Origin of the sequence: Cognaticolwellia aestuarii (assembly GCF_002000025.1) — a bacterium.
Taxonomy (GTDB): Bacteria; Pseudomonadota; Gammaproteobacteria; order Enterobacterales; family Alteromonadaceae; genus Cognaticolwellia; species Cognaticolwellia aestuarii.
This window is the reverse complement of the sequence record NZ_MUZV01000002.1, coordinates 318653-340664: the sequence shown is the minus strand read 5'-3', so window position 1 is coordinate 340664 and position 22012 is coordinate 318653. Positions and strand designations below refer to the sequence as shown.

Genomic DNA, 22012 nt, shown 5'->3' with positions numbered 1-22012 from the left:
CATGATTAAAGTACAACAAAGTGATTTTGTTGTTGCTGATGAATACCGTTATTTAGCAAATGATAATCAAGATGGTGCCGTTGTCACTTTTGTCGGTAAGGTTAGAGACTTTAATGAAGGTATTGATGTGCAAGGTTTATCCTTAGAGCATTACCCCGGTATGACCGAAAAAGTACTTAACGATATTGAAAAAAAAGCACGTGAGCACTGGCCATTAAACAAAGTCACCATTATTCACCGCTTTGGTGACTTAACACTTGGCGAACAAATTGTTTTTATTGGCGTGACTAGCCCGCATCGTAAAGCGGCATTTGCCGCCTGTGAGTTTCTTATCGACTTCTTAAAAACCCAAGCCCCCTTTTGGAAAAAAGAGTTAACGAGTGAAGGGAGCGTTTGGTTAGATGCTAAAAATAGTGATGACGATGCCTCACAACAATGGCAAGAAAAACTCAATGACTGAGCAAAATGACTGAGCTCAGTTATTTATAACAGTATAAAATAACGATGACACAACTAACAACAATAACGACAATACAACGACAACGAGATAATTCATGTTAAAAATCGGACGTTACCAGCACTTTAAAGGCAATTTTTACCAAGTTCTGCATATTGCTACCCACAGTGAAACCGAAGAAACTATGGTAGTTTACCAACCAGAATACGGTGAAAGAGCCATTTGGGTTAGGCCTTTAGCCATGTTTGACGAAACCATTGAAAGAGGTGGCAAAGTATTTAAACGCTTTCAATATGTAGGGGATAATACTTAATATTATCTAAAAGGAAATTGATAAAAACTTGACCTATAAGCCATTTCTTCTAGTATTTACTATTATTCGTTCTCCGACCTTAATAAATCAGAGCCTATTCTTATTAATCAGATCCCGATTCTTTATTTTCTTTTTAGGTGATAATTGAAATGTTCGATAATTTAAGTATCAAAATAAAATACTCAATTCCTTTAGCAATTGCACTTTTTTCATTAATAGCAATTACTTATGCTAACTATATGCTGACAGATAAACTTGAGCGTAACGCAAATTTTTTTCCTAATCAGTATATGCCAGCAATTAACTCCGTATTGAATGCTGACCGTGATCTATATCAAGCACGTGTCGCGGAAATTCAGATGGTAAATGCCCCCTCAATTGAGCAAAATTTTATCGATGATTTCCGCGAGAACGCACAGCAAGCTAAAGACAGATTTAACAACTACAGGGGGTTAATGAAGGACTACCCTGATATTTTAGCCTCATTAAACAATTTTGATACACTTTATAAAGTTTGGTTTGAAGAGGTTGAAAAAGTCATTGATGCTAAAAGCATCGGCGACGATAGTACCGCTAAACTGTTGATGAATAGTAGCTCAAAAACATCATTCTCTAATTTAAGGAAGCTTTACGATAAAGCAGGTGAAGGCGCGTTTATCAAAGCGAGCTTACTTCAAAGTGACATTGAAGAGTCAAATCGCTATTTCAAAATTGTGACTTTAATCATTGCTGCCATTATCATTTTTATTACCACAGCTTCAGCCTTTTATAGTCAACGACTTTTACTTTTAAGGTTAAGTGAGATTAAAAACGGCATTAATGACATTACATCAGGGGGTGGCGATTTAACTAATAAGGTAGTCATCAAGCAACAAGATGAAATAGGCGATCTTGGCACAGCTTTCAATCTATTTATTGAAAGCTTACGAGGCCTAATTTCAGACGTAAGAAATGACGTACTTACTTTAGCGACAAGTAGCACAAGCTTAAAAGAATCTGCGAAGAAAGGCCAAGATGTAGCTGATCAACAAAACAATGCATCAGACATGATTGTTAGCGCAGTTCACGAAATGAGTATGTCAACGAAAGAGCTCGCCAATATTGCCTTAAAGACCGCTGATGAAACTAAAGAAGCGATGGTTTTCTCTGCAGAAGGTGTTAACAAAATTGGCGCTTCAGTTAAACAAATCGAGCAGTTATACATCACCATTGAAAATGCTTCAACAGGAACAAAAAAATTATCAGAAGACTCTCATAATATTTCAGGGGTGTTAGATGTAATAAGAGGAATTGCAGAGCAAACAAACTTACTTGCCCTCAATGCGGCAATTGAAGCAGCTCGAGCTGGTGAATCTGGTCGTGGCTTTGCTGTTGTAGCTGACGAAGTTCGAAATTTAGCACAAAAAACCCAAGAATCCACAGACAGTATTCAAACTATGATCGAATCTCTCCAATCGGGTGTAGATAATGTTGTTAGCCATATCAGTGATGGATTTGAGAAAGTAACTAATACTGTCGACTTTTCCAAAGAAACTGAAGCATCACTAGAGAAAATTCTAAACAGCATTACAACAGTAAATGATATGTCAATTCAAACAGCCACGGCCACAGAGGAACAAACGGCTGTTACTGAGGACATCAATCGAAATTTACACGCCTTGAATGAACAAATAATAACAACAAAAGAAATCTCTACAGATACGTACAATGAATCTAATCAGATACAAAAATTAGCAAAAAATATTGAAGGTGGCGTAGGTCGGTTTAAAGTAAAATAATGGCGAGGTGTTAACTACATGAAAAGTTCAATCTTCTTGGTGATGATGCTGATTTCATACTCAATAATAGCTTCAGAGCAAGATGAACTTGTTTTTGCTACATACAACTCACCTCCTTATCAATACGTTGATAGTAATATAATTAAAGGCACAACGGTTAGCACTGTTCAATGCATATTCCACAAATTAAACCAAAAAACAACGCTAAGTTTTTACCCTTTAAAAAGAGCATTGCGCGAATTAAGTAAAAACAATATTGATGGCGTATTTCCTGTTCACGCTAATGATAAAACTAACCGAAAACACTCTTCACCAATCTCAATTGAAAAATGGTACTGGCTCACTAACTTCCCTTTAGAAGAAAGAAATACACTTGATGTGCTAAGTAATAAAACCATTGCCGTGGTAAACGGAAGTCCTGCACATGAATGGCTTTTAGAAACAAATTTAACAATTGGTACCTTAATCACAACTCGGGCACAATTATTAAAAATGTTCATTACGGGAAAAGTCGACGCCATCATTATTGATGACAACGAAGCTTATAGAGATTTTCAATTTCATCGCAAAATAGAATCGGTTGAACATTACTGGCGCTTTATCAAATTTGAATCACATCACCTTATTTTTTCTGATCAAGCAATGGTAAATAATCCAAAACTTATCGACAAATTTGACGAAAAAATTCCAGTTTGTAATCCCTTATCGTTAAAGTTGTCGCTAAATGAAAAGCAAGTTTTAAAAAAGTACTTAACACCATACTTATCAAAACTATATAACTACTTAACCTCAGCCCCTTCTATTACTGAGTTAAAAGAGGTATTTACCGCTGTAGAGCTTGATGGAATAGACGTTCAGTGGCAGAGCGAAGCTAAAAAGCGAGAAGGGACACTTTATAACTTTGTTTATAAATCGGCGTTAAGTCAGTTTTTAATTAATTTACAAAATAGTTCATCAACGGCAATTACCGAAATTATCGCAATTGATAGCGACGGTTATACTATTGGCTTGAGTAAAATAACCACCGACTTATACCAAGGAGATGAAGCTAAATTTTTAAATACCTACCCTGGCGGGCCTGGCTCGATATATATAAGTGATATTAACTACGATGAATCAACCCAAATATTTCAAAGCCAAGTTAGCTTTAGTGTCCCTAAAGAGATTTCGTCGCTAGGTGTTATTACTTTTGGTGTTAATGTCGAGAAAATAATTAAGTATCATGATCTTAATTAACTAAACCTTTAGCCAAAGCACTAATATAAAAATAATTGGTAATATACCCACAACTTCATCTATATTTTAACGCGAATAACCAACGCTGAATATCAACGCTGCCTAGTGAATGAACTGAGTGGTTAATCAAAAAATCATTTACAACTCAATCATATCATGTAAAAAATAATACTAACGACAATAAAAAAGAAACACATGACTATGAAAATAGCATTAAATGCTCAACAAGTAGCACCGAATTTATCAGCTAAATACATTTACCTTAGAGCAATAGAAACATCCGACTTTCCGGCGATAAAAGCTTACCGCCAAGATCCTGAAAACTGTCGTTATATTCGCCCTGCAGAAAGTGATGCTAAAACCATGGAAATTGTTGAGCAATTATCTCAACCTTGGCATTTTTCTGTTGGCCACTGGAACGGTTTAGCTATCTGTTTACAAAGTGATCACTCATTAGTTGGCGAAATAGCTTTTCGTATTGAAGATTGGCAGAACCAACGAGCAGAGTTAGGTTATCGCTTAAGTGGAGAAGTTGCAGGACAAGGCATAGGCACTGAGGCTGCAAATTTACTTGTCGATTACTTATTTCAAGAGCTCGGGTTCTTTAAACTGATGGCGAGATGTGATCCTAGAAATATTGCCTCTTTTCGTATTATGGAAAAATTAGGCTTTATTCGAGAAGCATTTTTCAAGCAACACTACCTTATAGGTGGCGAATGGACAGACCAATATGATTACGGTTTGTTATTCAATACTTGGTTAGCAAGACATCATCATAAAACGAGTACAAATCATTATTCGTGATCAACCGTTAAAATTATTTTACCGACATTCTGGTTATCTAACATGACTTGGTGTGCGCGTTCCACCTCTTGCCAAGCAAATTGCTGATAAATAACCGGCTTCAATTTCTCTTGCACAAGGCATGAATAAAAGTTTTGTGTAAATGCTTTAATTAACTGTGTTTTATAGTCATCAGTTCGGCTACGTAATGTTGTCGCATGAATATTTACCCGTTTAGCGAGCATTTTACCGACGTCAATTTTTTCAGCAAAGCGCCCACCCAGTAATGAAATAATCACGATATGTCCATCTAGCGCACAAACATCGATATTTCTACTAACGTATTCACCGGCTACCACATCTAAAATAACATCATAGCTACGCTTTTGCTGTTTGCTCCAAGCAACAAAATCAGTGCGTTGGTAATTTATTGTTTCATCAGCACCTAACGTTTTACACATTGCGGCTTTATCATCATTGCCCACAGTAACACTGACATGACAACCAAGAGACTTTGCCAATTGAATAGCTGCAGTACCGACACCGCTGGCACCTGCATGTATCAGCACTTGGCTATTCGGCTGTAAATCAGCAATGCTAAATAAGCATTGATAAGCCGTTAAATAAGCTTCAGCTATTGCTGCACCTTCAACATAATCTAAATCTTCAGGTAACTTGATCAAATGTTCGGTTTTAACTTTTACATACTCGGCATAAGCGCCACCGGGCACAATAGCAAAAACCTGATCACCAACATGCCAGTTTTCTTGCTCGCCCCCAAGCGCAGCAATATCACCACAAGCCTCAATGCCCAATATGGTTGACTCACCTGGTGGAGGTGGATATTGACCTTGCTTTTGCAGAATATCGGCGCGATTTATGCCAATAGCGTTAACTTTGATCAAACACTCGTCAGCAGCGATAGCGGGCTTTTCGGTTTCACTAAAACTCAATTGTTGTAGATCATTAATAGCAATATAACGCAATGTATTTCCTTTTTGGTAGCTTACAGGCCATCTTGTTTTGGTTTATAAATACGATAACCAATTGATTTGTATTATTATTGATTCAATTTATTACTATAACTTTTTAGCTAATGAATTAACAGCGCCTCGGTGATAACATTTAAGTGTGTAGCCGATTAAATCAAGAGTATTGACCAGGCACTAGCCAGCGATCGCCGCTGAAATAAAGCATGTAAGCGCTGAAATAAGCTTGCTAAGTAAAAATTTAATAAAAAAGAACAGCCGAAACTAACTAATGGCAAAAAAATGATGTTCTTGCCAAGGTACTTGCTTTGACTCAATAGCGTTAACTTCTGCTTGCGGTGGCCCATGTGCTAGCCACGCTAACATTTTATCGACACTTTGTTCTTCGCCACACATTAATATTTCAACGCTACCATCGGTTAAGTTACGTGCGTAACCACTCAAACCATGATCAATAGCAATTTGTTGACTAGAAGCTCGAAAATAAACCCCTTGAACTTTGCCACTTACATGCGCCATGTAACTTACATTCATAATTCTTACCTTATTATTAACTGATCGCTGTTATTATTTTTACTTTTCATTTTTAACAAATGAGTGAAATCAAAAATAGTTAAAATAGAGCATTGCACCTATGCCACGCATTGACTACACTCGCGCAATTATTGTTAATTATAAGTATAGCCATATGTCAGCAAGAATTTATTTAAAAGTTGCGCGTGAGAAATCATTACGCCGAAAACATCCGTGGATTTTTTCACAAGCCATCAATAAAATCAAAGGTAACGCCCTACTTGGTGACACAGTTGATGTCTATGATAATAAAGGGAATTGGCTGGCTAAAGGTGCATACTCTCCAGAGTCTCAAATTAGAATTCGGGTCTGGAGTTTTGATATTAATGAAGAAATTGACAGCAATTTTTTTCGTAATAAATTGTTAAGCGCACAAAAAAGACGTGATTGGTTTATTCAAGCTGGTGGATTGACCGGCTATCGCCTTATTGCCGGCGAATCAGATGGGCTGCCAGGGATCACAATTGATAAATACGATAATTTCATTGTTTGTCAGTTGCTCAGCGCCGGCGCTGATTTTCATCGTTATACCTTAGTAGAGTGTTTAAAGTCACTTTACCCTGGCTGTCATATCTATGAGCGCTCTGATGTTGATGTGCGTAAAAAAGAAGGTTTAGAACCCGTTACAGGCTGGTTAACTGAGCCACAAGAGTCAACAGAGTGTATTATCGAAGAGCACGGTATTAAAATTCATGTTGATATTGCTCAAGGACATAAAACAGGCTTCTACTTAGACCAACGTGACTCTCGCCTCGCTGCTGGCAAGTATGCCAAAGATAAAACCGTATTAAATTGTTTTTCATATACAGGTACATTTGCCCTCCACTGTGCAGCAAATGGCGCTAAAGAAGTCATTAATGTCGATGTATCAGAATCTGCATTAGCACTGGCAAAACACAACGCTGAGCTTAATCAACTGGGCGATAAGAATATTTCATTCGTGAAAGCTGATGTTTTCAAATTATTACGCCAGTACCGTGAAGAAAAGCGTACTTTTGATATGATTATCCTCGATCCTCCTAAATTTGTTGAATCAAAAGCACAATTAACGGGTGCTTGTCGCGGTTACAAAGATATCAACATGCTGGCAATGCAACTACTTAAACCTAACGGCACATTATTAACGTTCTCATGCTCAGGTTTAATGGAATCAAGCTTATTTCAAAAAGTGGTTGCTGATGCGGCATTAGATGCCAATAGAAATGTTTACTTTGTTGATAGGCTTCACCAAGCTGCGGATCACCCTGTTTCGTCTAATTACCCTGAAGGTTACTATCTTAAAGGGCTAGTGTGCCAAGTCGAGTAGCTTAGTAAGCGAAAACACATCGTAGCTAGCTAATTAACCTAGCTACGTTTGTGCTGAAATTGATGAGTCAGTGAATCATTAATCAATTTCAGAGATATTAACACCAATTAAAAAGCAGTTAGCACTCTCTTCCGTTACTCTCACCACTTTACCTTTAACATCAAGTGGTTGAACCGCACTGTTAGCTGATTGCACACTAACATGTACCGCGGTGTTCATTTCTAATGGGTGCTCCATTTCAATGGCAATACCCGTGGCACTCAAGTCACGACATGTTGCTAAAATTTTGCTATTAGCTTCGTCATCAATAATGGTCACGGTTACTTCACTGTTTACCATCATGCGATAAAAATTACGTTTGTCATCGTAGTTAACCATTACTACTCCAAGGTGTATCTATAATTAATATTGCTATTATTTATACTCACCACAACCATCACTGTCAAATCATTGTACTAAATTTAACTGTATTCTTTGAGGTAGTTCAATATCCGTTTTGCTGAAATAGGAAAAGGGGTTTTTAAGTTTTGCGCAAAAAGCGACACGCGTAACTCTTCAATCATCCAATAACCTTGTACCAATTCTTGTCGCAGAGGCTGACCTTTTGGCTGTTGAGCAACCACACTGTCTAGAGCCTTTTGTACTTTCTCAACTTCCAACATTTTTAATCTATCTTGGTTGGGATCTATTTGCAGTTTTTCTAATCGACGCTCCATAGCCGTTAGGTAACGCGCAATATCATCTAAGCGCTGATATCCGGCTTTGGTGACAAAACCTTTAAAAACCAAAGCTTCTAATTGCGCTTTTATATCACCATGCGACTGCACAACATTAAGCGACATTTTACCTTTCATTTTCTTGCGCACATCATGGGCTAAACTCAACACCCGCTCAACTTTTATCGCTGCACTCAATACACAGTCGGCAATTTCAGCACGTACATGCTCTTTACACGCTTCAAATTCTTGCTGCGCGCGTGGCAACTCACCGTATTGATTTACTAAAAACTGACAACCAGCAACAATACAATCATCAAGCAAATCATTAATTGAACCAAATGGATTGAAATACAAACCCAATTTCGATTTATTAGGCAGCTTCTGTTGTAGGTATTTTACTGGTGACGGTATGCTTAATAAAATTAAACGACTGACACCGTCCAACATTGCTTGTTTCGCTAAGCTTTCATGCTCAAATAACTCAATCGCGACCGACTTATTCTTGTCAACTAAAGCAGGGAAAGCTTTTATGGTGATATTAGCGACTTTCTTCTCGTAACTTTTCGGTAAATCTTTAAAGTCCCAGCTAGCAATATCACTACGTTCGATACCTTTATCTGCAACCTTTTTAATTGAGGCTTGCACTCGACCTTGTAAACTATCTTTTAATACATCTAGGTTTCGACCTTGCTTAAGCAATTTACCGTTTTCATTAACAATTTTAAAATTCATCGCTAAATGTGGCACTAACTCAATGCCTTGCCATGCATCTTCAGGTAAACGCACACCCGTCATTCTTAATAATTGTTTTTCAAGCGCAGCCGTTAAGCTTGTATCGGCATTCGAAATTGCCGACAAGCAAGCTTGTGCATAATTAGGTGCAGGGACAAAGTTACGTCTTAATGACTTAGGTAATCCTCTAATTAATGCCGTGATCAACTCAAGTCTTAACGCGGGAATTAACCAATCAAAACCTTTATTTTCTATTTGGTTTAATATGCCCACAGGAATTAAAACACTGATACCGTCATCTTCATCGCCCGGACTAAAATGATAACTTAACGGCAAAGTTAAACTGCCCTGCTGCCAAGTTTCAGGGTATTCGTTAGCTGAAAGCTTAACGGCAGTTTCTTTTAATAAAAAGGCTTTAGTAAAGTTTAATAATTTGGCATCAGTTTGTTTTTGCTTTTTCCACCATGCCAAAAAGCTACGTTGACAAATCACGCTTTCAGGTAATTTTTCAGTGTAAAAATCAACAAGTTGTTGTTCTTCAATTAAGAAATCTTTACGACGAGCTTTTTGCTCTAAGGCTTCAACTTCATCAACCAGTTGACGATTAGCTTTTAAGAACGCTTCTTTTATCGTGCTATCGCCATTAACTAACGCTTCACGAATAAAAATATCACGGCATGTATCTGGCTCAATTTTATTGAAATTAACTTTACGTTTGCCGACAATAATCAAGCCGTATAACGTTACTTGCTCAAACGCCATCACAGCGCCCTGCTTCTTCTCCCAGTGCGGTTCACTGTAGCTACGTTTAACTAAATGCTCCGCTAGGGGCTCAAGCCATAAGGGATCAATTTTCGCGGCCATACGAGCAAACAAACGACTGGTTTCAACTAATTCAGCTGCCATCAACCACTTTGGTGATTTTTTAGCTAATGCAGAGCCGGGGAAAATAAAGAACTTACTGCCTCTTGCACCTTTGTATTCTCGGTTTTCATCTTGTTGGCCTAAGTGACTTAATAATCCTGACAATATTGCTTGGTGAACAATATCTACATTGGCATTTACTGGATTTTTTTCCGCTTCTTCAGATAAATCTATCTCAATACGGCTCATCGGAATTTTCAATTCACGAAGCGAGTGCGTTAACTGACTGTAAATATCTTGCCATTCACGAATGCGTACATAAGACAAAAACTCTTTCTGACACAAACGACGAAATTGATTATTTGTTAACTGCTTTTGTTGCGCTTCAACATAGTTCCACAGCTTCAATAATCCAACAAAGTCAGATTGCTTGTTTTTGAAACGACCATGTTTTTCATCGGCAGCTTGTTGTTTTTCATGTGGTCGTTCACGCGGGTCTTGGATACTTAATGCACTAACAATAATAAAAATTTGTTCAATACAACCTAAGTCTGCCGCCGTTAATATCATCTTCGCTAAACGTGGATCGATTGGAAATTTCGATAACGAACGACCAACCGACGTTAATTTAACGCGACTGGCGCTAGCATCAATTGCCGCCAACTCTTCCAACAAGCGAACACCGTCATTAATATTGCGATTATCTGGCGGCTGAACAAAAGGAAAAGCTGAAATTTCACCTAAATCTAACGCCAGCATTTGCAATATAACGGTGGCTAAGTTGGTGCGCAATATTTCAGGGTCGGTAAATTCAGGGCGATTTAAGTAGTCATCTTCAGAATACAAACGAATACAAACACCTGATGAAACACGACCACAACGGCCCGCACGTTGATTGGCACTCGCTTGTGAAATAGGTTCAATAGGTAAACGCTGAACTTTAGTGCGGTAACTGTAGCGAGAAATTCTCGCAGTACCCGGGTCAATAACATATTTAATGCCAGGTACGGTTAAACTGGTTTCAGCAACGTTGGTTGCCAACACAATATTACGACCACTATGCGGTTTAAAAATTAAATTTTGCTCAGCAACCGTTAAACGTGAATACAGAGGTAAAATATTGGTATGACGTAAGTTGGCTTTTTCTAGTGCGCGGGCAGTATCTCGAATTTCTCGTTCACCATTAAGAAAAACCAATATGTCGCCATCACTCGTGGTACCTCGGCCATCAGAACTCAGCTCATCAACAGCATTAAGAATGCCAGAAATAATATCAGCATCACCACTGTTATCATCACTCATTTCATTCAACGGACGATAACGCATTTCTACTGGGAATGTTCGTCCAGACACTTCAATAATTGGCGCTAATTCACCCTTTTCACTGGCAAAATGTTTGGCAAATTTTTCAGGATCAATCGTTGCCGAGGTAATAATAATTTTTAAATCGGGGCGTTTGGGTAATATTTGTCGCAAGTACCCTAAAATAAAGTCAATATTTAGACTACGTTCGTGGGCTTCATCAATAATCAAGGTATCGTATTGACGCAACAGTCGGTCTTTTTGCATTTCAGCCAGCAAAATACCATCAGTCATTAGCTTAATATAGCTATGCTCACTGACTTGATCATTAAAACGAACTTTATAGCCAACAGCGTTACCTAATTTAGTATCAAGTTCATCTGCTATACGGTTCGCCACTGTTCGCGCAGCAATACGTCGTGGCTGCGTGTGACCAATAATGCCATCAATGCCTCTGCCAAGCTCTAAACATATTTTCGGAATTTGTGTGGTTTTACCCGAGCCCGTTTCACCGGCAATAATCACCACTTGATTTTCAGCAATAGCTTTAGCGATCACATCAACGTTTTGAGAAACAGGTAAACCTTCGGGGTAGCTCACCCGAGGTAAATTAGCAATACGTACTTGTTTATTAGCTATTGACTGTTCAATAGACACGGCTATTTGTTGTAACGCTTTTTGCTGTTTATCTACATGCGTTATTTTTTTCACCCCTAATAAGCGTTTTCGAATACGCGCTTTATCGGATAATTTAACCTGATGTAAAGCATCGAAAAGTGACTTCACGGTTATTTTTTCAGGAGATGATGCATTATTTTTTTCATTAGCAGAATGTGCAGAGATAACAGTGGACAAAACAAGACTCAAAACAGATAGCAAAAATGCAGTTTAACAGGTAAACAATAGCAAATGAATACGTATCCGTGTTGTAAGCCAGCTTTTGCTCTGATTTATTCTGTCATTATCATCACGCCAGCCCAGCTTAAGTTAGATTGCACTTTTGCTTATATTACATTTAAAAAATATCATGAATAATTTAGCCAGTGGTAGATAAATCAACGAGTGATAAACTCGCCAATACAACTTAGGATAATAATTGCGGGGGTATTTAATGCATTACCCCACATAGATGTGGGGTCAGGTAGTTTTGCTGGAGCATAAAGTCTTATTGTTTTTTATCTTGAATAGCTACCTGACCAACGCTCTGCCTTGTATCAATATCCAATCGCTGTCGATAAAAAAATTCGAACTTCAACAGCGCTTAAGTTTTATAACCTGAACGTAAATGCAGGTCGATTGCACGTAAAACATCCATGCGAGATATTATGCCAACGAGGTTTTCACCATCATCCACCACGGGGTATATTTTAGGTTTATTTTTCAGCATTTGTTGGCCTAACTCAATGACACTATCGTAAGGCTTTACGGTTAATACATCTTTACTCATCAAGTCAGCAACATCAGAAATATGTTCGTTATAATAAATCGTTTCAATCATTTTAGCTAAGACATCACTTTCGGATAAAAAGCCAATAAGCTTATTATTCTTGTCAATAACAGGTCCGCCAATTTGTTTGGTTTTCAAAAACCGCATCGCCGCTTCTTCTATCACCATCTCTGGTGTAAAAGTCACTGGATAATGATCCATATATTCTTTGACTAGTAATGATTCCATAGAAATTTCCTAAAAATTAAAATAACCAAGTTACAAATAATTTAATTTGCATGCATACCATTAACTGTAGACGCATTTGCAAATAAATCATCCGTTTAGAAAAATATTCTTCACTTTTTTGTTTTAACTATTCGTTAACTTACCATGGCTAACAATGCCGGTTGTGTGCTTGATGAAAGTGATTGCTCAATACTTTTGTAAGCACTGGCGAAATCTTTTCTTAAATGTGATTTTAAGTGCCCTTTGATACTTTTCATGGGTTGTTTTTTTAGTACACAAAAAAGTGCTAAAGCATATAAGGTTTCGGGTTCTGTTAATGCCGCTTGACGGTTTAAACTGGCATTATTACAAGTGCCACAACCACCTCGAAATTGATAGGCCGTATTAGCAAAAATAACACCAAAGCCCATAAAGCAGGCCACAAGATCTATCGCTTGAGGTAGGTATTCTTGACCACCGGGAGGCAATACCTTGTTTGAGGTCACTAAAATGCCCGCGAGTGCTTGCGTGATCGCAGCAATAAAGTCTTGAGGCTGATTTACTTGTTGAGGTGTAAAACCTAACATTAGCGGTGAACTTTCGGGGCTCAATGATACCTCAGCCTGCTCACCTCGCAATGAAGTTCCTAGCGCCAAATCATTAATGGTGGTGACTGAAGTCGGTGCGCTCGATACCAGTTCAATTGGCCACTTTTGCATACCGGCGTAGTTTTTTGTCTTAACAAACATCGCTTGCGCCATTTCATCAATACTCGACACTGTGCCGGGGTAAAAGTCATTGGTAGGTAAGATCAAACGTGCATCATTTTTTAAGACATTTATATCAAAATTTTCGATTGCCCAAGCAAAAGTATCCAATATCCAACGTTGAGTATTTTGGTCAATAATTTCTTTCGGACTAAACAGTTTTGCCAACATAGTTTCTACTACTTTAAAATCAATAAATTTAGCTGAATCACGAACAAAGAAAATTCAATAAACAACATTCAGCAGAGTGTTTAGCAAATTAATGCTTAATATTTTGCGCCAATGCCCACTGCCAAGCCTTAGTGTTATACAAAGGTACGGTTGATAGGGAGTGATGATGGCTACCTGACGATTCTTTTGTAGAATAAGACAGGTAAATTAACGTTTTATGTTCAGCATCATAAATACGTCTTACCTTTAAGCTTTTAAACAAAATACTTTTAGACTCTTTAAAGACGACTTCGCCGTTTTTCGAGCGATCTATTCTCGCTAAAGCCTCTGCTGTTATTTCACCGGTTTGTCGACAAGCTATGCTCATATCTGACGGGTCAGAAAAGTCTAAATCAGCCTCAACATGACTAATATGACAAGTAACCCCTGCAACGAGCGGATCTTGTTTCGCGGTTATCACGACGTCTTTGGTGGTAAATAAGCCTAAACTAACTTTGCCAACCTCATCTGAACAACCAGCAAGAGCCGTTAATGCCAGTAAACCCAAACAAAATTTCGCTTTCGGTGCCGTGATAAATTTTGCTAACGCTTTTGTACCCATTCTATTTTTTTTAACCATACGCTTTTTTGTCATCATGTTATTTTTTGAAGTTTTCATATGTTTAATCATCTTTAAATATCCCGACAAATTCTTCGCCTGTTGACGATTTACTCGCACGATACATGCCTGTGCTATTAAATGGCATAGTAATATTGCCTGCGGTATCGATAGCGATAATACCACCCGAGCCACCGGCCTCAACTAAAACATCGTTAATCACCACGTCTGCCGCTTTTTCAAGGCTGATCCCTTGATATTGCATACGCGCACAAATGTCTGCGGCAACATGATAACGAATAAAATACTCACCATGGCCAGTAGCTGAAACTGCACAACTATCGTTATTCGCATAAGTGCCTGCGCCAATAATAGGTGCATCACCAACACGACCAAAACGTTTCGCGGTCATACCGCCGGTACTGGTACCTGCCGTTAGTGTACCTGATTTATCAAGCGCTACCGCACCCACTGTGCCGTATTTATATTCATTATTTAGGGTTTGATGGGCGGCTTGAAAGTCTTTTAATTGCTTTTCTTTTTCGGCTAACTGCTGCTTAGCTTTTAATAAAGATTGGTATCTGGCATCGGTATCAAAGTAATGGTTATTAACCAAAGCTAAACCTTGTTGCTTGGCAAATACTTCTGCACCTTCACCACTGAGCATGACATGAACAGAGTTCTCCATCACCTCTTCAGCCAATGCTATTGGGCTTTTTACTGTTTTGACACCTGAAACAGCGCCGGCATTTAAGGTTTTGCCATTCATAATAGACGCATCAAGCTCATGCTCGCCATCAAAGGTATAAACAGCCCCTTTACCGGCATTAAACAATGGCGAGTCTTCCAGTATTTGAATCGCAGCTATCACTGCCGCTTGACTAGATTCACCGGCAGCCAACAGTTGGTAACCTGTATCGCGCGCTTGCTTAAGCTTAGTTTCATACGCTACACGATTTTCTTTGCTCATTTTGCTTTTATCTATCGTGCCGGCCCCACCATGAATGGCAATAGCATAAGCCTGCTGAGCTTGTACGTTATTAACCATAAATAATTGCATACTCGCTAAAGCTAAAACTGTCGTTAACCACGGTTTATTTTTCATAAAAGCTCGCCATAAATTGTTGTAGTGTAAAAATATATGCTGATAATGTGCGATAAATCAGTGTCATTTACAAGTATTCACCTCTCCGCCATATAGACATTAATAAATGCTTTCGCTATGGTACTGGTCATACCATTATTATATTTGTCGCCAAATTAGCGAAAAGCCAAGGACGCCCATGACTGAGCAACGAGTAATTGTAGAGATCACTAACCACATAGCACACGTTAAACTTAATCGTGCTGACAAACTTAATGCCCTAGATATGGCGATGTTCATTGCCATTCGCAGCACGATAAAACAATTGCGTAAAAATAGAACTATTCGCGCAGTGATTGTTTCCGGTAATGGCGACGACTTTTGCTCTGGTTTAGATGTTAAGTCAATAATGAAATCACCCATGAGTATGGTAAAACTCCTATTTAAAGCGTTACCATGGCGAGCTAATTTAGCACAAGTGGTCTCTACCGGTTGGCAAGATATTCCGGCGCCGGTGATTTGTGCCATTCATGGTCGCTGCTGGGGTGGCGGTTTACAAATAGCCTTAGGTGCTGATTTTAGGTTTGCCACACCTGATAGTTCACTGTCTATATTAGAAGGAAAATGGGGCTTAATACCTGACATGGGCGGCACAGTTGCCTTACGTGATTTGATCGCAATAGACCAAGCAAAAAAACTGGCGATGACAGCTGAAATGTTTACCGGACAGCAAGCACTAGCACTAAATTTAGTGACACAAGTCACTGAAACGCCATTGGCCGATGCACAAGCCTTTGCTGAGTCTTTGCTTGTACAATCTCCTGACGCCGTTGCTGCTAATAAAAGGCTTTATAATAAAAGCTGGCAAGGTAGTAAGGGCTGGGCTCTATTTCGTGAGTCTTACTATCAAATCAGAGTCATGATGGGTAAAAACATGCAACGTAAGGTTTATAATCAAACCCACGATGCTGAGCAACAAAAAGCTTTTTTACCACGTAAAAAGTGGTAAGTTGAGCACATTAACAATGGCGATAAATATCAAGGCAGCTTAAAGCAAGATGGAAATAAAAATTGATGATTTAACTGGCGGTGAAGTGATCTCATTATTAGCAGAATATTTAGCTGATATGTATGCCACATCACCGGCTAAAAGCGTTCATGCACTTGATATTAACGCCTTAAAAGACTCCTCAATAACATTTTATAGCTGTTGGAATAACGCTACATTATTGGGCTGTGTGGCATTACGAGAGCTTGATGCCACCCACGCAGAGCTTAAATCAATGCGCACCGCTTCAAATGCACGCCAACTTGGCGTTGCCTCTACATTAATGACACATATTTTAACAATAGCGAAACAACGAAATTATCAAAAAATAAGTTTAGAAACAGGTTCTATGGATTTTTTCCAACCCGCAAGGCAACTTTATACTAAGTTTGGCTTTGAATACTGCGGACCATTCGGCGATTATCAGTTAGACGCCAATAGTCAATTTATGACCTGTAAGCTGTAATTATCAACTGTAACACTGCCCTTCAGTTATAGGTTTTAGCGCCAAATGCAAACTCATACTTTATTGACTGTCTAGCCGTTGAGTTAGCCGACAAGATTTTACCTCCAGCAAACCTGTCGAACTGCACTCGCTCTATAGAATAAGTCGTTAACTGCGCTTAATTTATTAGGCTATTTTCACGTTTTTACATGACATTAACCATTTGGATTGACAGTACTTTATGATAAGTTATTAAAATGCAAAGTCGTTGATATTAATGCTGCGTCTACATGATAGACTGTTAACTAACTTGGAATCTACGATAACTATATCGGTATAAAAGGAATTAGCATGAAAAAGTTCATATTAATATTAGCACTGTGTAGCCCAGCGTTTGTCTGGGTAAATCCCACATTAGGTACAAGTGCTGCGCAGCAATGGCTTAATATTGTTGATACTGGAAAGTATAATGAAAGCTGGCAAAGTGCCGACGCTTTTTTTCAAACGCAACTATCACAAAATAAATGGCACAATGCCCTCAAGAGTATTCGCACGCCACTAGGTAAGGTTATTTCTCGAAAAGAGTTAAGTTCTAAAGAATATTCATCTCTTCCTGGTGTTCCTGACGGTGAATACCTGGTTATTCAATTTCAAACTCAGTTTCAAAATAAAAAATCCTCTACCGAAACTTTAACGCTAAGTAAAAGTAGCGGGCAATGGTTACCTGTTGGTTATTTTATTCAGTAACCCTATGATTTTATCGAAATACAGTTGATTTAATAATAAGGACATTTATGAAACGAATTCTAATTCCCCTCAGTTTTTTACTTTTAAGCGCCTGCGGAGGTGGTAGCAGTAGCAGTAAAACTGAGGCAGAAACCAACCCGTTACCCGTTGACCCCGAAAAATTTGTTTTACATAACGTTAGGTTTGATGCGAAAGACTATTATGACCAAGAGCAAGTCAGCATTAAAGAAGGTACTAGCTTTGAAGTGCAATGGGTATCTCCAAGCTCTGCTACGTACAAAATAGATTTATATTTATCTACTAATGGTGAAGAACACTCTGACGACAATAAAATAGTCGAACTTAGATGTGGCAGTGACTCATTCTCACTCTGCCCTAACGCTACCGGCGAAGTTCAATGCATTATTGACGACAATACCTTGTCTTGTTCGATCGACCATAACTTTGTAGGCAGTGCAGTTTTTTTAGATGAACATCGATCGAGTTTAAAGTTTATTATTAAAGGTTGTGACGCACTCAATAGCTGTGATGTTAAAACCTTTAATTTGTTGCTAGAAAGTAAATAAGCGATTTGTTCATTTTAGTATAGCTTTGATAATATTAAGCGTTGATATTAAAGTGTATTGTAGAGCCTTTAGTAATATTTAAGCGTTAACATCAGCTAATTTAATACGATGTAACACTTGATAAGGTCCTTGAACATCTTTAGTTTCATATTGCGCGAAAACTATTTCTTTGACCATAAATTCGATATCTTTAGAATCAAAATTAGACATTTTGTTAACTATATCTGTTGTTGCATACGCTTTATCATAAAAACCAAGTGTTACATGTGGGGTATAGTTTTCAGGGTTATTTTTTTCAGCAGTTTTACTCAAGCACTCTCGGATAGCATTTAAGTTATTTTGTGGGTCAAGCACCGACAGGTAAGGACAAACTGAAAAGCTGTTGCAATGTGACAACTGTAATGAAAATGCTTTAATAGCATTTTCTTTTAGTTGCTTAACTTGTTTGCTGATTAAGGATTGATTGAAATGCATATCAGACATTAAGCCTGATGCAGCCAAAGTAACGTGAGGCTGACGTGAATAGTTAGCATGTAATTTATCAGCAAAATATGCCTTATGCTTATCTATTTCATCGTGACAGGCCTTCGATGATACTTCAATAGCCCAAAAGCCATAATGTTTAATGCCTTTATGCCACTCGGGAAAATCCCGTAATTGAGTCGGGTACGTAGTATCCATCGCTAAAAATTTTGAAAACATGTTATTCAACAAACCCTATAGTAAACCTAACAATGACTAAATCTGTACATACAGACTCGCAAGAGATCACAGCTATTTTCTCGACGTTTTATCATCAGCTTTACTGATGCTTTTAATATTAAATGTGAACATGAAAAAAGTAATGCCATGTAACACCAAAGCAGGGATAACCAATAACAGATCGACTCTAATATTCGTGCTTGGCATCAAAGATAGCTCCGCTAAGAGCATCAAGACAACAAGAATAATTAGCGATATATTCAGTTTTTTCTGCAATCTTTCTTGGTATTCTAATGCCATATGCCTACTTTTTAAGACAAAAAATACCGCTAAAATGGGGATAAGTATCAATCCGCAGAAGCAAAGTAAGTAGAGATATTTCCATGCGTCGCTTTCATCTACAGCCAGACCCAAAGTGGCGTTACTGGTGGGGAGTATACATAAACAAACGATATACAATGTTAGGAAAGATAAATGCTTCAAATCAAACGTCATCCTTGAGTGGTTTATAATAATGTAATCACTGTAAATACTTTTATATTGTAAGAAGCAACATATCGCTTTAAGTTGTCAAGTTTATAACAGACCTTGGCAGCCATTGCTACATTAAGCTTAAAGTTACACGTTAAACGAGTATTGTTAGTTGTTGATGACATGAAAGAAAAATACGCAAGCGCTACAAATCACCAATACTGCAGATAAAATAGTGCCAATATGGCAATTGGTGGTTTATCAAAAGAAAGTCGCTTGAGATTTAACATATGAACACCGCATCATCACCACAAAAAACCTCATCATGCTGGAATAAAAAAGGCGAGGAAGTACTTTTTCTCGCCTTTGCTCACATCATATAAAATGGTAGTTTTATATCCATAGCAACCATGATGACAGTGTTAGCTGTGTTTCGTGCCAGCTATTGCCTTATCCCGCCATTGACTTATGTACGTTATTTTTAGAGCACTTGATATCAAGCGTTTATATCAAGTGCTGGTATATTAAGTGCTCATAAAAATCGCCATACAAATAAAGCTTAGGCTAATCAAGCTTAACTTAAAAAGAGTATTTAACACTGGCTTTAATTGAACGTGGTGCACCAGGCATAGTCCACGCTTCAAAATAAGAGTTAGCGTAGTATTCTTCATTAAGTAAGTTATCAATATTTACATTTAAGTCTAATTCATCAGTCAGTGCTACGTTGGCAAATAAATTAACTAAAGTATAGTTTGGCAATTCAAAGTCTTGCTCCAAAAAGTCACCAAGTTGAGTACCAACATATTGTACAACAACGCCTGCGCTACCTTGATAGCCTGCAAACTCAGTAAACTGGCGTAGCATTAAGCTACCGCTGTGCTCAGGTACATTACCTAAGCGTGCACCGTCTTCTATCACATAATAATCCCACAGTTTTATCTCTTTGGCGTTTTTCGCATCAATATAAGCGTATGACATTGATAATACAGTATCGGCAGTCAAGGCATAAGAAACATCAAACTCAAGTCCTGTACTTTCTGCTTCACCTAACGCTTCAGTTGTGCCATCACCGTTCGGGCTACTGGCAAGAATGTTAGTTTTTTCAGTGCTAAATATTGCCGCCGTACCTTTAAAACCTTGTTCTGCAAAATCCCATTTCAAACCAACTTCATAAGATTTACTTTCTTCAGGATCATGACCGTTGCCATTAGCATTTGTACCTGAGTTTGGACGTGCACCTTCTGAGTAGCTAGTATAAATACGGGCTTCATCAGAAAGCGCATAAACCAAACCAAAACGTGGATTAAAGTATGACTTAGACGTACTGGTTTTACGGTCGTTGTCTAAACGGTAGGTAATGTCTTGATCAAAACTGTCGTAACGCATACCAAACATGGCTTTTAAGTTAGTCGTTAAGTCGATTTGATCTTGAAAATATATTCCTTGACCACTTTGCTCTTCTAGATCTGAAGTATTAGGCCCCATTTCAGGTAAGTTATTGCGATAAACTGGGTTGTCGTAATCGATGGCAAAAGCGTCAGCACCGTCACCATCAGCGCCGCTATGGCGATAACGTAAAATAAGACGGTCTAATTCATATTGATAAGCATCAGCGCCAATAAGCAAGTTGTGTTGTAAGCCAAATAACTCGGTTGAACCACTTAACTCAAATCTAGCTGATAGATCTTCTGCGTCAAATTCTCGGTAACGGCGTTGACGCACAACCGTATCACTTTGTGCATCGTACCAACGTGGCTCTGACACACTGCCTTCAAAAGAAGATGCACGATAGCTTAGGCCTGCAGTTAATAACCAGTCGTTTGAAAGTTCATGTTGAAGTTGAAGTTGATGGCCGGTAGCTTCTATTTCAACGGGCCCATCTGCTGGCTCACCATAAAAATTTGAATCTGAGAACTTTTTACCTTCAACAAATACTACGCCACGATCCATATCTGCTTCTTGGTCTAGATATTCAAGCTCGTAACTGATCAATGTGTCATCGTTAACCTTATATAAAAATGACGGTGTCAAAATGGTTTTTTTCTTTTCAACCGTATCGCGATAACTCTGGGCATCTTCATAGGCACCATTAATACGAAATGCTAAATCATCTGATAAAGCGTTGGTATAATCAGCCTCAGCACGATAAGTATCAAAGCTACCAGCCGTTAACTTGAAATAACCTTCTTGCTCAAATTGTGGCTTTTTGGTGGTAATATTAACCGTACCACCGGGTTCACCACGGCCATACAGCGCGGAACTTGGGCCTTTTAAAACCTCGATACGCTCAACGTTTGATATATCGCGATTACCGCTAAAGCCACGGCCTGCACTAAAACCATTGATTAAGTATGCTGAAGGCAGGTTTTCATCACCGGCAAAGCCGCGAATAGCAAACATATCCCAAAGTCCGCCAAAATCGTTTTGTCGGGCTACGCCACTAACAAGTTCTAAAGAGTCTTGTAGGTCGGTAATACCGTTAAGCGCTAAGGTTTCAAACGATAACGTTGCGATAGCTTGAGGAAGATCTTTCGCTGGTACATTGCCACGATAAGCCTGGCGTAATGCGTGTACTTCAATAACTTCAAGGTTATCTTGAACTGCTGAGGCATTGTCAGCGGCGTGAACTACCGCCGGTAATGCTAAGGCAGTTGATATAAAAAGACTTAATGGTTTCAGGCGATTTTTGTTAACAACGTGTTTCATG

Annotated in this window: 21 protein-coding genes; 10 read left to right on the top strand and 11 right to left on the bottom strand. The window is 38.4% G+C overall.

Annotation, left to right across the window (positions count from 1 at the left end):
• Position 1: 1 nt before the first annotated feature.
• The 5 genes from moaE (at position 2) to B0169_RS04725 (ending at position 4588) form a co-directional block, all read left to right on the top strand.
• Positions 2-460: a molybdopterin synthase catalytic subunit MoaE gene (moaE, locus tag B0169_RS04745; protein ID WP_077284804.1), complete on the top strand. Its 459-nt coding sequence runs from the start codon at positions 2-4 to the stop codon at positions 458-460.
• 94 nt (positions 461-554) lie between these two features.
• Positions 555-770 (top strand): DUF1653 domain-containing protein, encoded by a 216-nt coding sequence (locus B0169_RS04740; protein WP_077284803.1) that lies wholly within the window; start codon positions 555-557, stop codon positions 768-770.
• A gap of 149 nt (positions 771-919) precedes the next feature.
• Positions 920-2548 carry a methyl-accepting chemotaxis protein gene (locus tag B0169_RS04735; protein ID WP_077284802.1) on the top strand — a complete coding sequence of 543 codons (1629 nt, stop codon included), beginning with the start codon at positions 920-922 and terminating at the stop codon, positions 2546-2548.
• Positions 2549-2566: 18 nt separating this feature from the next.
• Positions 2567-3784, top strand: a complete 1218-nt coding sequence (locus B0169_RS04730; protein ID WP_077284801.1) for a substrate-binding periplasmic protein — start codon at positions 2567-2569, stop codon at positions 3782-3784.
• Positions 3785-3979: 195 nt separating this feature from the next.
• Entirely contained in the window at positions 3980-4588 is a 609-nt protein-coding gene (locus B0169_RS04725; protein ID WP_077284800.1) for a GNAT family N-acetyltransferase, read from the top strand.
• Here the strand turns inward: B0169_RS04725 and B0169_RS04720 are convergent.
• Positions 4579-5553, bottom strand: a complete 975-nt coding sequence (locus B0169_RS04720; protein WP_077284799.1) for an NAD(P)H-quinone oxidoreductase — start codon at positions 5551-5553, stop codon at positions 4579-4581. The genes B0169_RS04725 and B0169_RS04720 overlap by 10 nt on opposite strands.
• A gap of 267 nt (positions 5554-5820) precedes the next feature.
• A complete protein-coding gene (locus tag B0169_RS04715; RefSeq protein ID WP_077284798.1) occupies positions 5821-6090 on the bottom strand; it encodes an acylphosphatase in 270 nt (89 codons plus the stop codon).
• A 154-nt stretch (positions 6091-6244) separates the two neighbouring features.
• Here B0169_RS04715 and B0169_RS04710 point away from each other — a divergent pair, with 154 nt between their 5' ends.
• The gene (locus B0169_RS04710; RefSeq protein WP_077284893.1) at positions 6245-7435 is read left to right on the top strand and encodes a class I SAM-dependent methyltransferase; all 1191 of its coding nucleotides are present in this window, start codon (positions 6245-6247) and stop codon (positions 7433-7435) included.
• 78 nt (positions 7436-7513) lie between these two features.
• On the opposite strand, the gene B0169_RS04705 is transcribed toward B0169_RS04710, so the two are convergent.
• From B0169_RS04705 to B0169_RS04680, 6 genes are all read right to left on the bottom strand, one after another.
• Entirely contained in the window at positions 7514-7813 is a 300-nt protein-coding gene (locus tag B0169_RS04705) for a PilZ domain-containing protein (RefSeq protein WP_077284797.1), read from the bottom strand.
• 83 nt (positions 7814-7896) lie between these two features.
• Positions 7897-11844: an ATP-dependent RNA helicase HrpA gene (gene hrpA / locus B0169_RS04700; protein ID WP_077284892.1), complete on the bottom strand. Its 3948-nt coding sequence runs from the start codon at positions 11842-11844 to the stop codon at positions 7897-7899.
• 469 nt (positions 11845-12313) lie between these two features.
• The gene (locus B0169_RS04695) at positions 12314-12727 is read right to left on the bottom strand and encodes a CBS domain-containing protein (RefSeq protein WP_077284796.1); all 414 of its coding nucleotides are present in this window, start codon (positions 12725-12727) and stop codon (positions 12314-12316) included.
• Between the two features lie 134 nt (positions 12728-12861).
• Positions 12862-13644 carry a hypothetical protein gene (locus tag B0169_RS04690; RefSeq protein WP_077284795.1) on the bottom strand — a complete coding sequence of 261 codons (783 nt, stop codon included), beginning with the start codon at positions 13642-13644 and terminating at the stop codon, positions 12862-12864.
• Between the two features lie 88 nt (positions 13645-13732).
• On the bottom strand, positions 13733-14302 hold the full coding sequence (locus tag B0169_RS04685) for a CreA family protein (RefSeq protein ID WP_412842111.1): 570 nt from the start codon (positions 14300-14302) through the stop codon (positions 13733-13735).
• Between the two features lie 4 nt (positions 14303-14306).
• Positions 14307-15347: an isoaspartyl peptidase/L-asparaginase family protein gene (locus tag B0169_RS04680; RefSeq protein WP_077284794.1), complete on the bottom strand. Its 1041-nt coding sequence runs from the start codon at positions 15345-15347 to the stop codon at positions 14307-14309.
• A gap of 178 nt (positions 15348-15525) precedes the next feature.
• Here B0169_RS04680 and B0169_RS04675 point away from each other — a divergent pair, with 178 nt between their 5' ends.
• The 4 genes from B0169_RS04675 (at position 15526) to B0169_RS04660 (ending at position 18132) form a co-directional block, all read left to right on the top strand.
• Positions 15526-16335, top strand: coding sequence for a crotonase/enoyl-CoA hydratase family protein (locus B0169_RS04675; protein WP_077284793.1), 810 nt, complete (start codon positions 15526-15528; stop codon positions 16333-16335).
• A 49-nt stretch (positions 16336-16384) separates the two neighbouring features.
• Positions 16385-16840 carry a GNAT family N-acetyltransferase gene (locus tag B0169_RS04670; RefSeq protein ID WP_077284792.1) on the top strand — a complete coding sequence of 152 codons (456 nt, stop codon included), beginning with the start codon at positions 16385-16387 and terminating at the stop codon, positions 16838-16840.
• 330 nt (positions 16841-17170) lie between these two features.
• A complete protein-coding gene (locus B0169_RS04665; RefSeq protein WP_077284791.1) occupies positions 17171-17566 on the top strand; it encodes a DUF4019 domain-containing protein in 396 nt (131 codons plus the stop codon).
• 47 nt (positions 17567-17613) lie between these two features.
• Positions 17614-18132 (top strand): hypothetical protein, encoded by a 519-nt coding sequence (locus tag B0169_RS04660; protein WP_077284790.1) that lies wholly within the window; start codon positions 17614-17616, stop codon positions 18130-18132.
• Between the two features lie 78 nt (positions 18133-18210).
• Here B0169_RS04660 and B0169_RS04655 read toward each other — a convergent pair whose 3' ends face one another.
• The 3 genes from B0169_RS04655 to B0169_RS04645 all read right to left on the bottom strand — a co-directional run bounded on the left by B0169_RS04655 (position 18211) and on the right by B0169_RS04645 (position 22011).
• Positions 18211-18834: a 2'-5' RNA ligase family protein gene (locus B0169_RS04655; protein WP_077284789.1), complete on the bottom strand. Its 624-nt coding sequence runs from the start codon at positions 18832-18834 to the stop codon at positions 18211-18213.
• Between the two features lie 72 nt (positions 18835-18906).
• Positions 18907-19134 (bottom strand): hypothetical protein, encoded by a 228-nt coding sequence (locus tag B0169_RS19105; protein ID WP_143323469.1) that lies wholly within the window; start codon positions 19132-19134, stop codon positions 18907-18909.
• Positions 19135-19884: 750 nt separating this feature from the next.
• The gene (locus B0169_RS04645) at positions 19885-22011 is read right to left on the bottom strand and encodes a TonB-dependent siderophore receptor (RefSeq protein WP_077284787.1); all 2127 of its coding nucleotides are present in this window, start codon (positions 22009-22011) and stop codon (positions 19885-19887) included.
• Position 22012: the final 1 nt, after the last annotated feature.

What these genes read in the sequence shown, in the direction of transcription:
- moaE (WP_077284804.1), top strand. Translation starts at nt 2, where the DNA reads ATGATTAAAGTACAACAAAGTGATTTTGTTGTTGCTGATGAATACCGT.
- B0169_RS04740 (WP_077284803.1), top strand. Translation starts at nt 555, where the DNA reads ATGTTAAAAATCGGACGTTACCAGCACTTTAAAGGCAATTTTTACCAA.
- B0169_RS04735 (WP_077284802.1), top strand. Translation starts at nt 920, where the DNA reads ATGTTCGATAATTTAAGTATCAAAATAAAATACTCAATTCCTTTAGCA.
- B0169_RS04730 (WP_077284801.1), top strand. Translation starts at nt 2,567, where the DNA reads ATGAAAAGTTCAATCTTCTTGGTGATGATGCTGATTTCATACTCAATA.
- B0169_RS04725 (WP_077284800.1), top strand. Translation starts at nt 3,980, where the DNA reads ATGACTATGAAAATAGCATTAAATGCTCAACAAGTAGCACCGAATTTA.
- B0169_RS04715 (WP_077284798.1), bottom strand. Translation starts at nt 6,090, where the DNA reads ATGAATGTAAGTTACATGGCGCATGTAAGTGGCAAAGTTCAAGGGGTT.
- B0169_RS04710 (WP_077284893.1), top strand. Translation starts at nt 6,245, where the DNA reads ATGTCAGCAAGAATTTATTTAAAAGTTGCGCGTGAGAAATCATTACGC.
- B0169_RS04705 (WP_077284797.1), bottom strand. Translation starts at nt 7,813, where the DNA reads ATGGTTAACTACGATGACAAACGTAATTTTTATCGCATGATGGTAAAC.
- B0169_RS04695 (WP_077284796.1), bottom strand. Translation starts at nt 12,727, where the DNA reads ATGGAATCATTACTAGTCAAAGAATATATGGATCATTATCCAGTGACT.
- B0169_RS04690 (WP_077284795.1), bottom strand. Translation starts at nt 13,644, where the DNA reads ATGTTGGCAAAACTGTTTAGTCCGAAAGAAATTATTGACCAAAATACT.
- B0169_RS04685 (WP_412842111.1), bottom strand. Translation starts at nt 14,302, where the DNA reads ATGAAAACTTCAAAAAATAACATGATGACAAAAAAGCGTATGGTTAAA.
- B0169_RS04680 (WP_077284794.1), bottom strand. Translation starts at nt 15,347, where the DNA reads ATGAAAAATAAACCGTGGTTAACGACAGTTTTAGCTTTAGCGAGTATG.
- B0169_RS04675 (WP_077284793.1), top strand. Translation starts at nt 15,526, where the DNA reads ATGACTGAGCAACGAGTAATTGTAGAGATCACTAACCACATAGCACAC.
- B0169_RS04670 (WP_077284792.1), top strand. Translation starts at nt 16,385, where the DNA reads ATGGAAATAAAAATTGATGATTTAACTGGCGGTGAAGTGATCTCATTA.
- B0169_RS04665 (WP_077284791.1), top strand. Translation starts at nt 17,171, where the DNA reads ATGAAAAAGTTCATATTAATATTAGCACTGTGTAGCCCAGCGTTTGTC.
- B0169_RS04660 (WP_077284790.1), top strand. Translation starts at nt 17,614, where the DNA reads ATGAAACGAATTCTAATTCCCCTCAGTTTTTTACTTTTAAGCGCCTGC.
- B0169_RS04655 (WP_077284789.1), bottom strand. Translation starts at nt 18,834, where the DNA reads ATGTTTTCAAAATTTTTAGCGATGGATACTACGTACCCGACTCAATTA.
- B0169_RS19105 (WP_143323469.1), bottom strand. Translation starts at nt 19,134, where the DNA reads ATGGCATTAGAATACCAAGAAAGATTGCAGAAAAAACTGAATATATCG.
- B0169_RS04645 (WP_077284787.1), bottom strand. Translation starts at nt 22,011, where the DNA reads ATGAAACACGTTGTTAACAAAAATCGCCTGAAACCATTAAGTCTTTTT.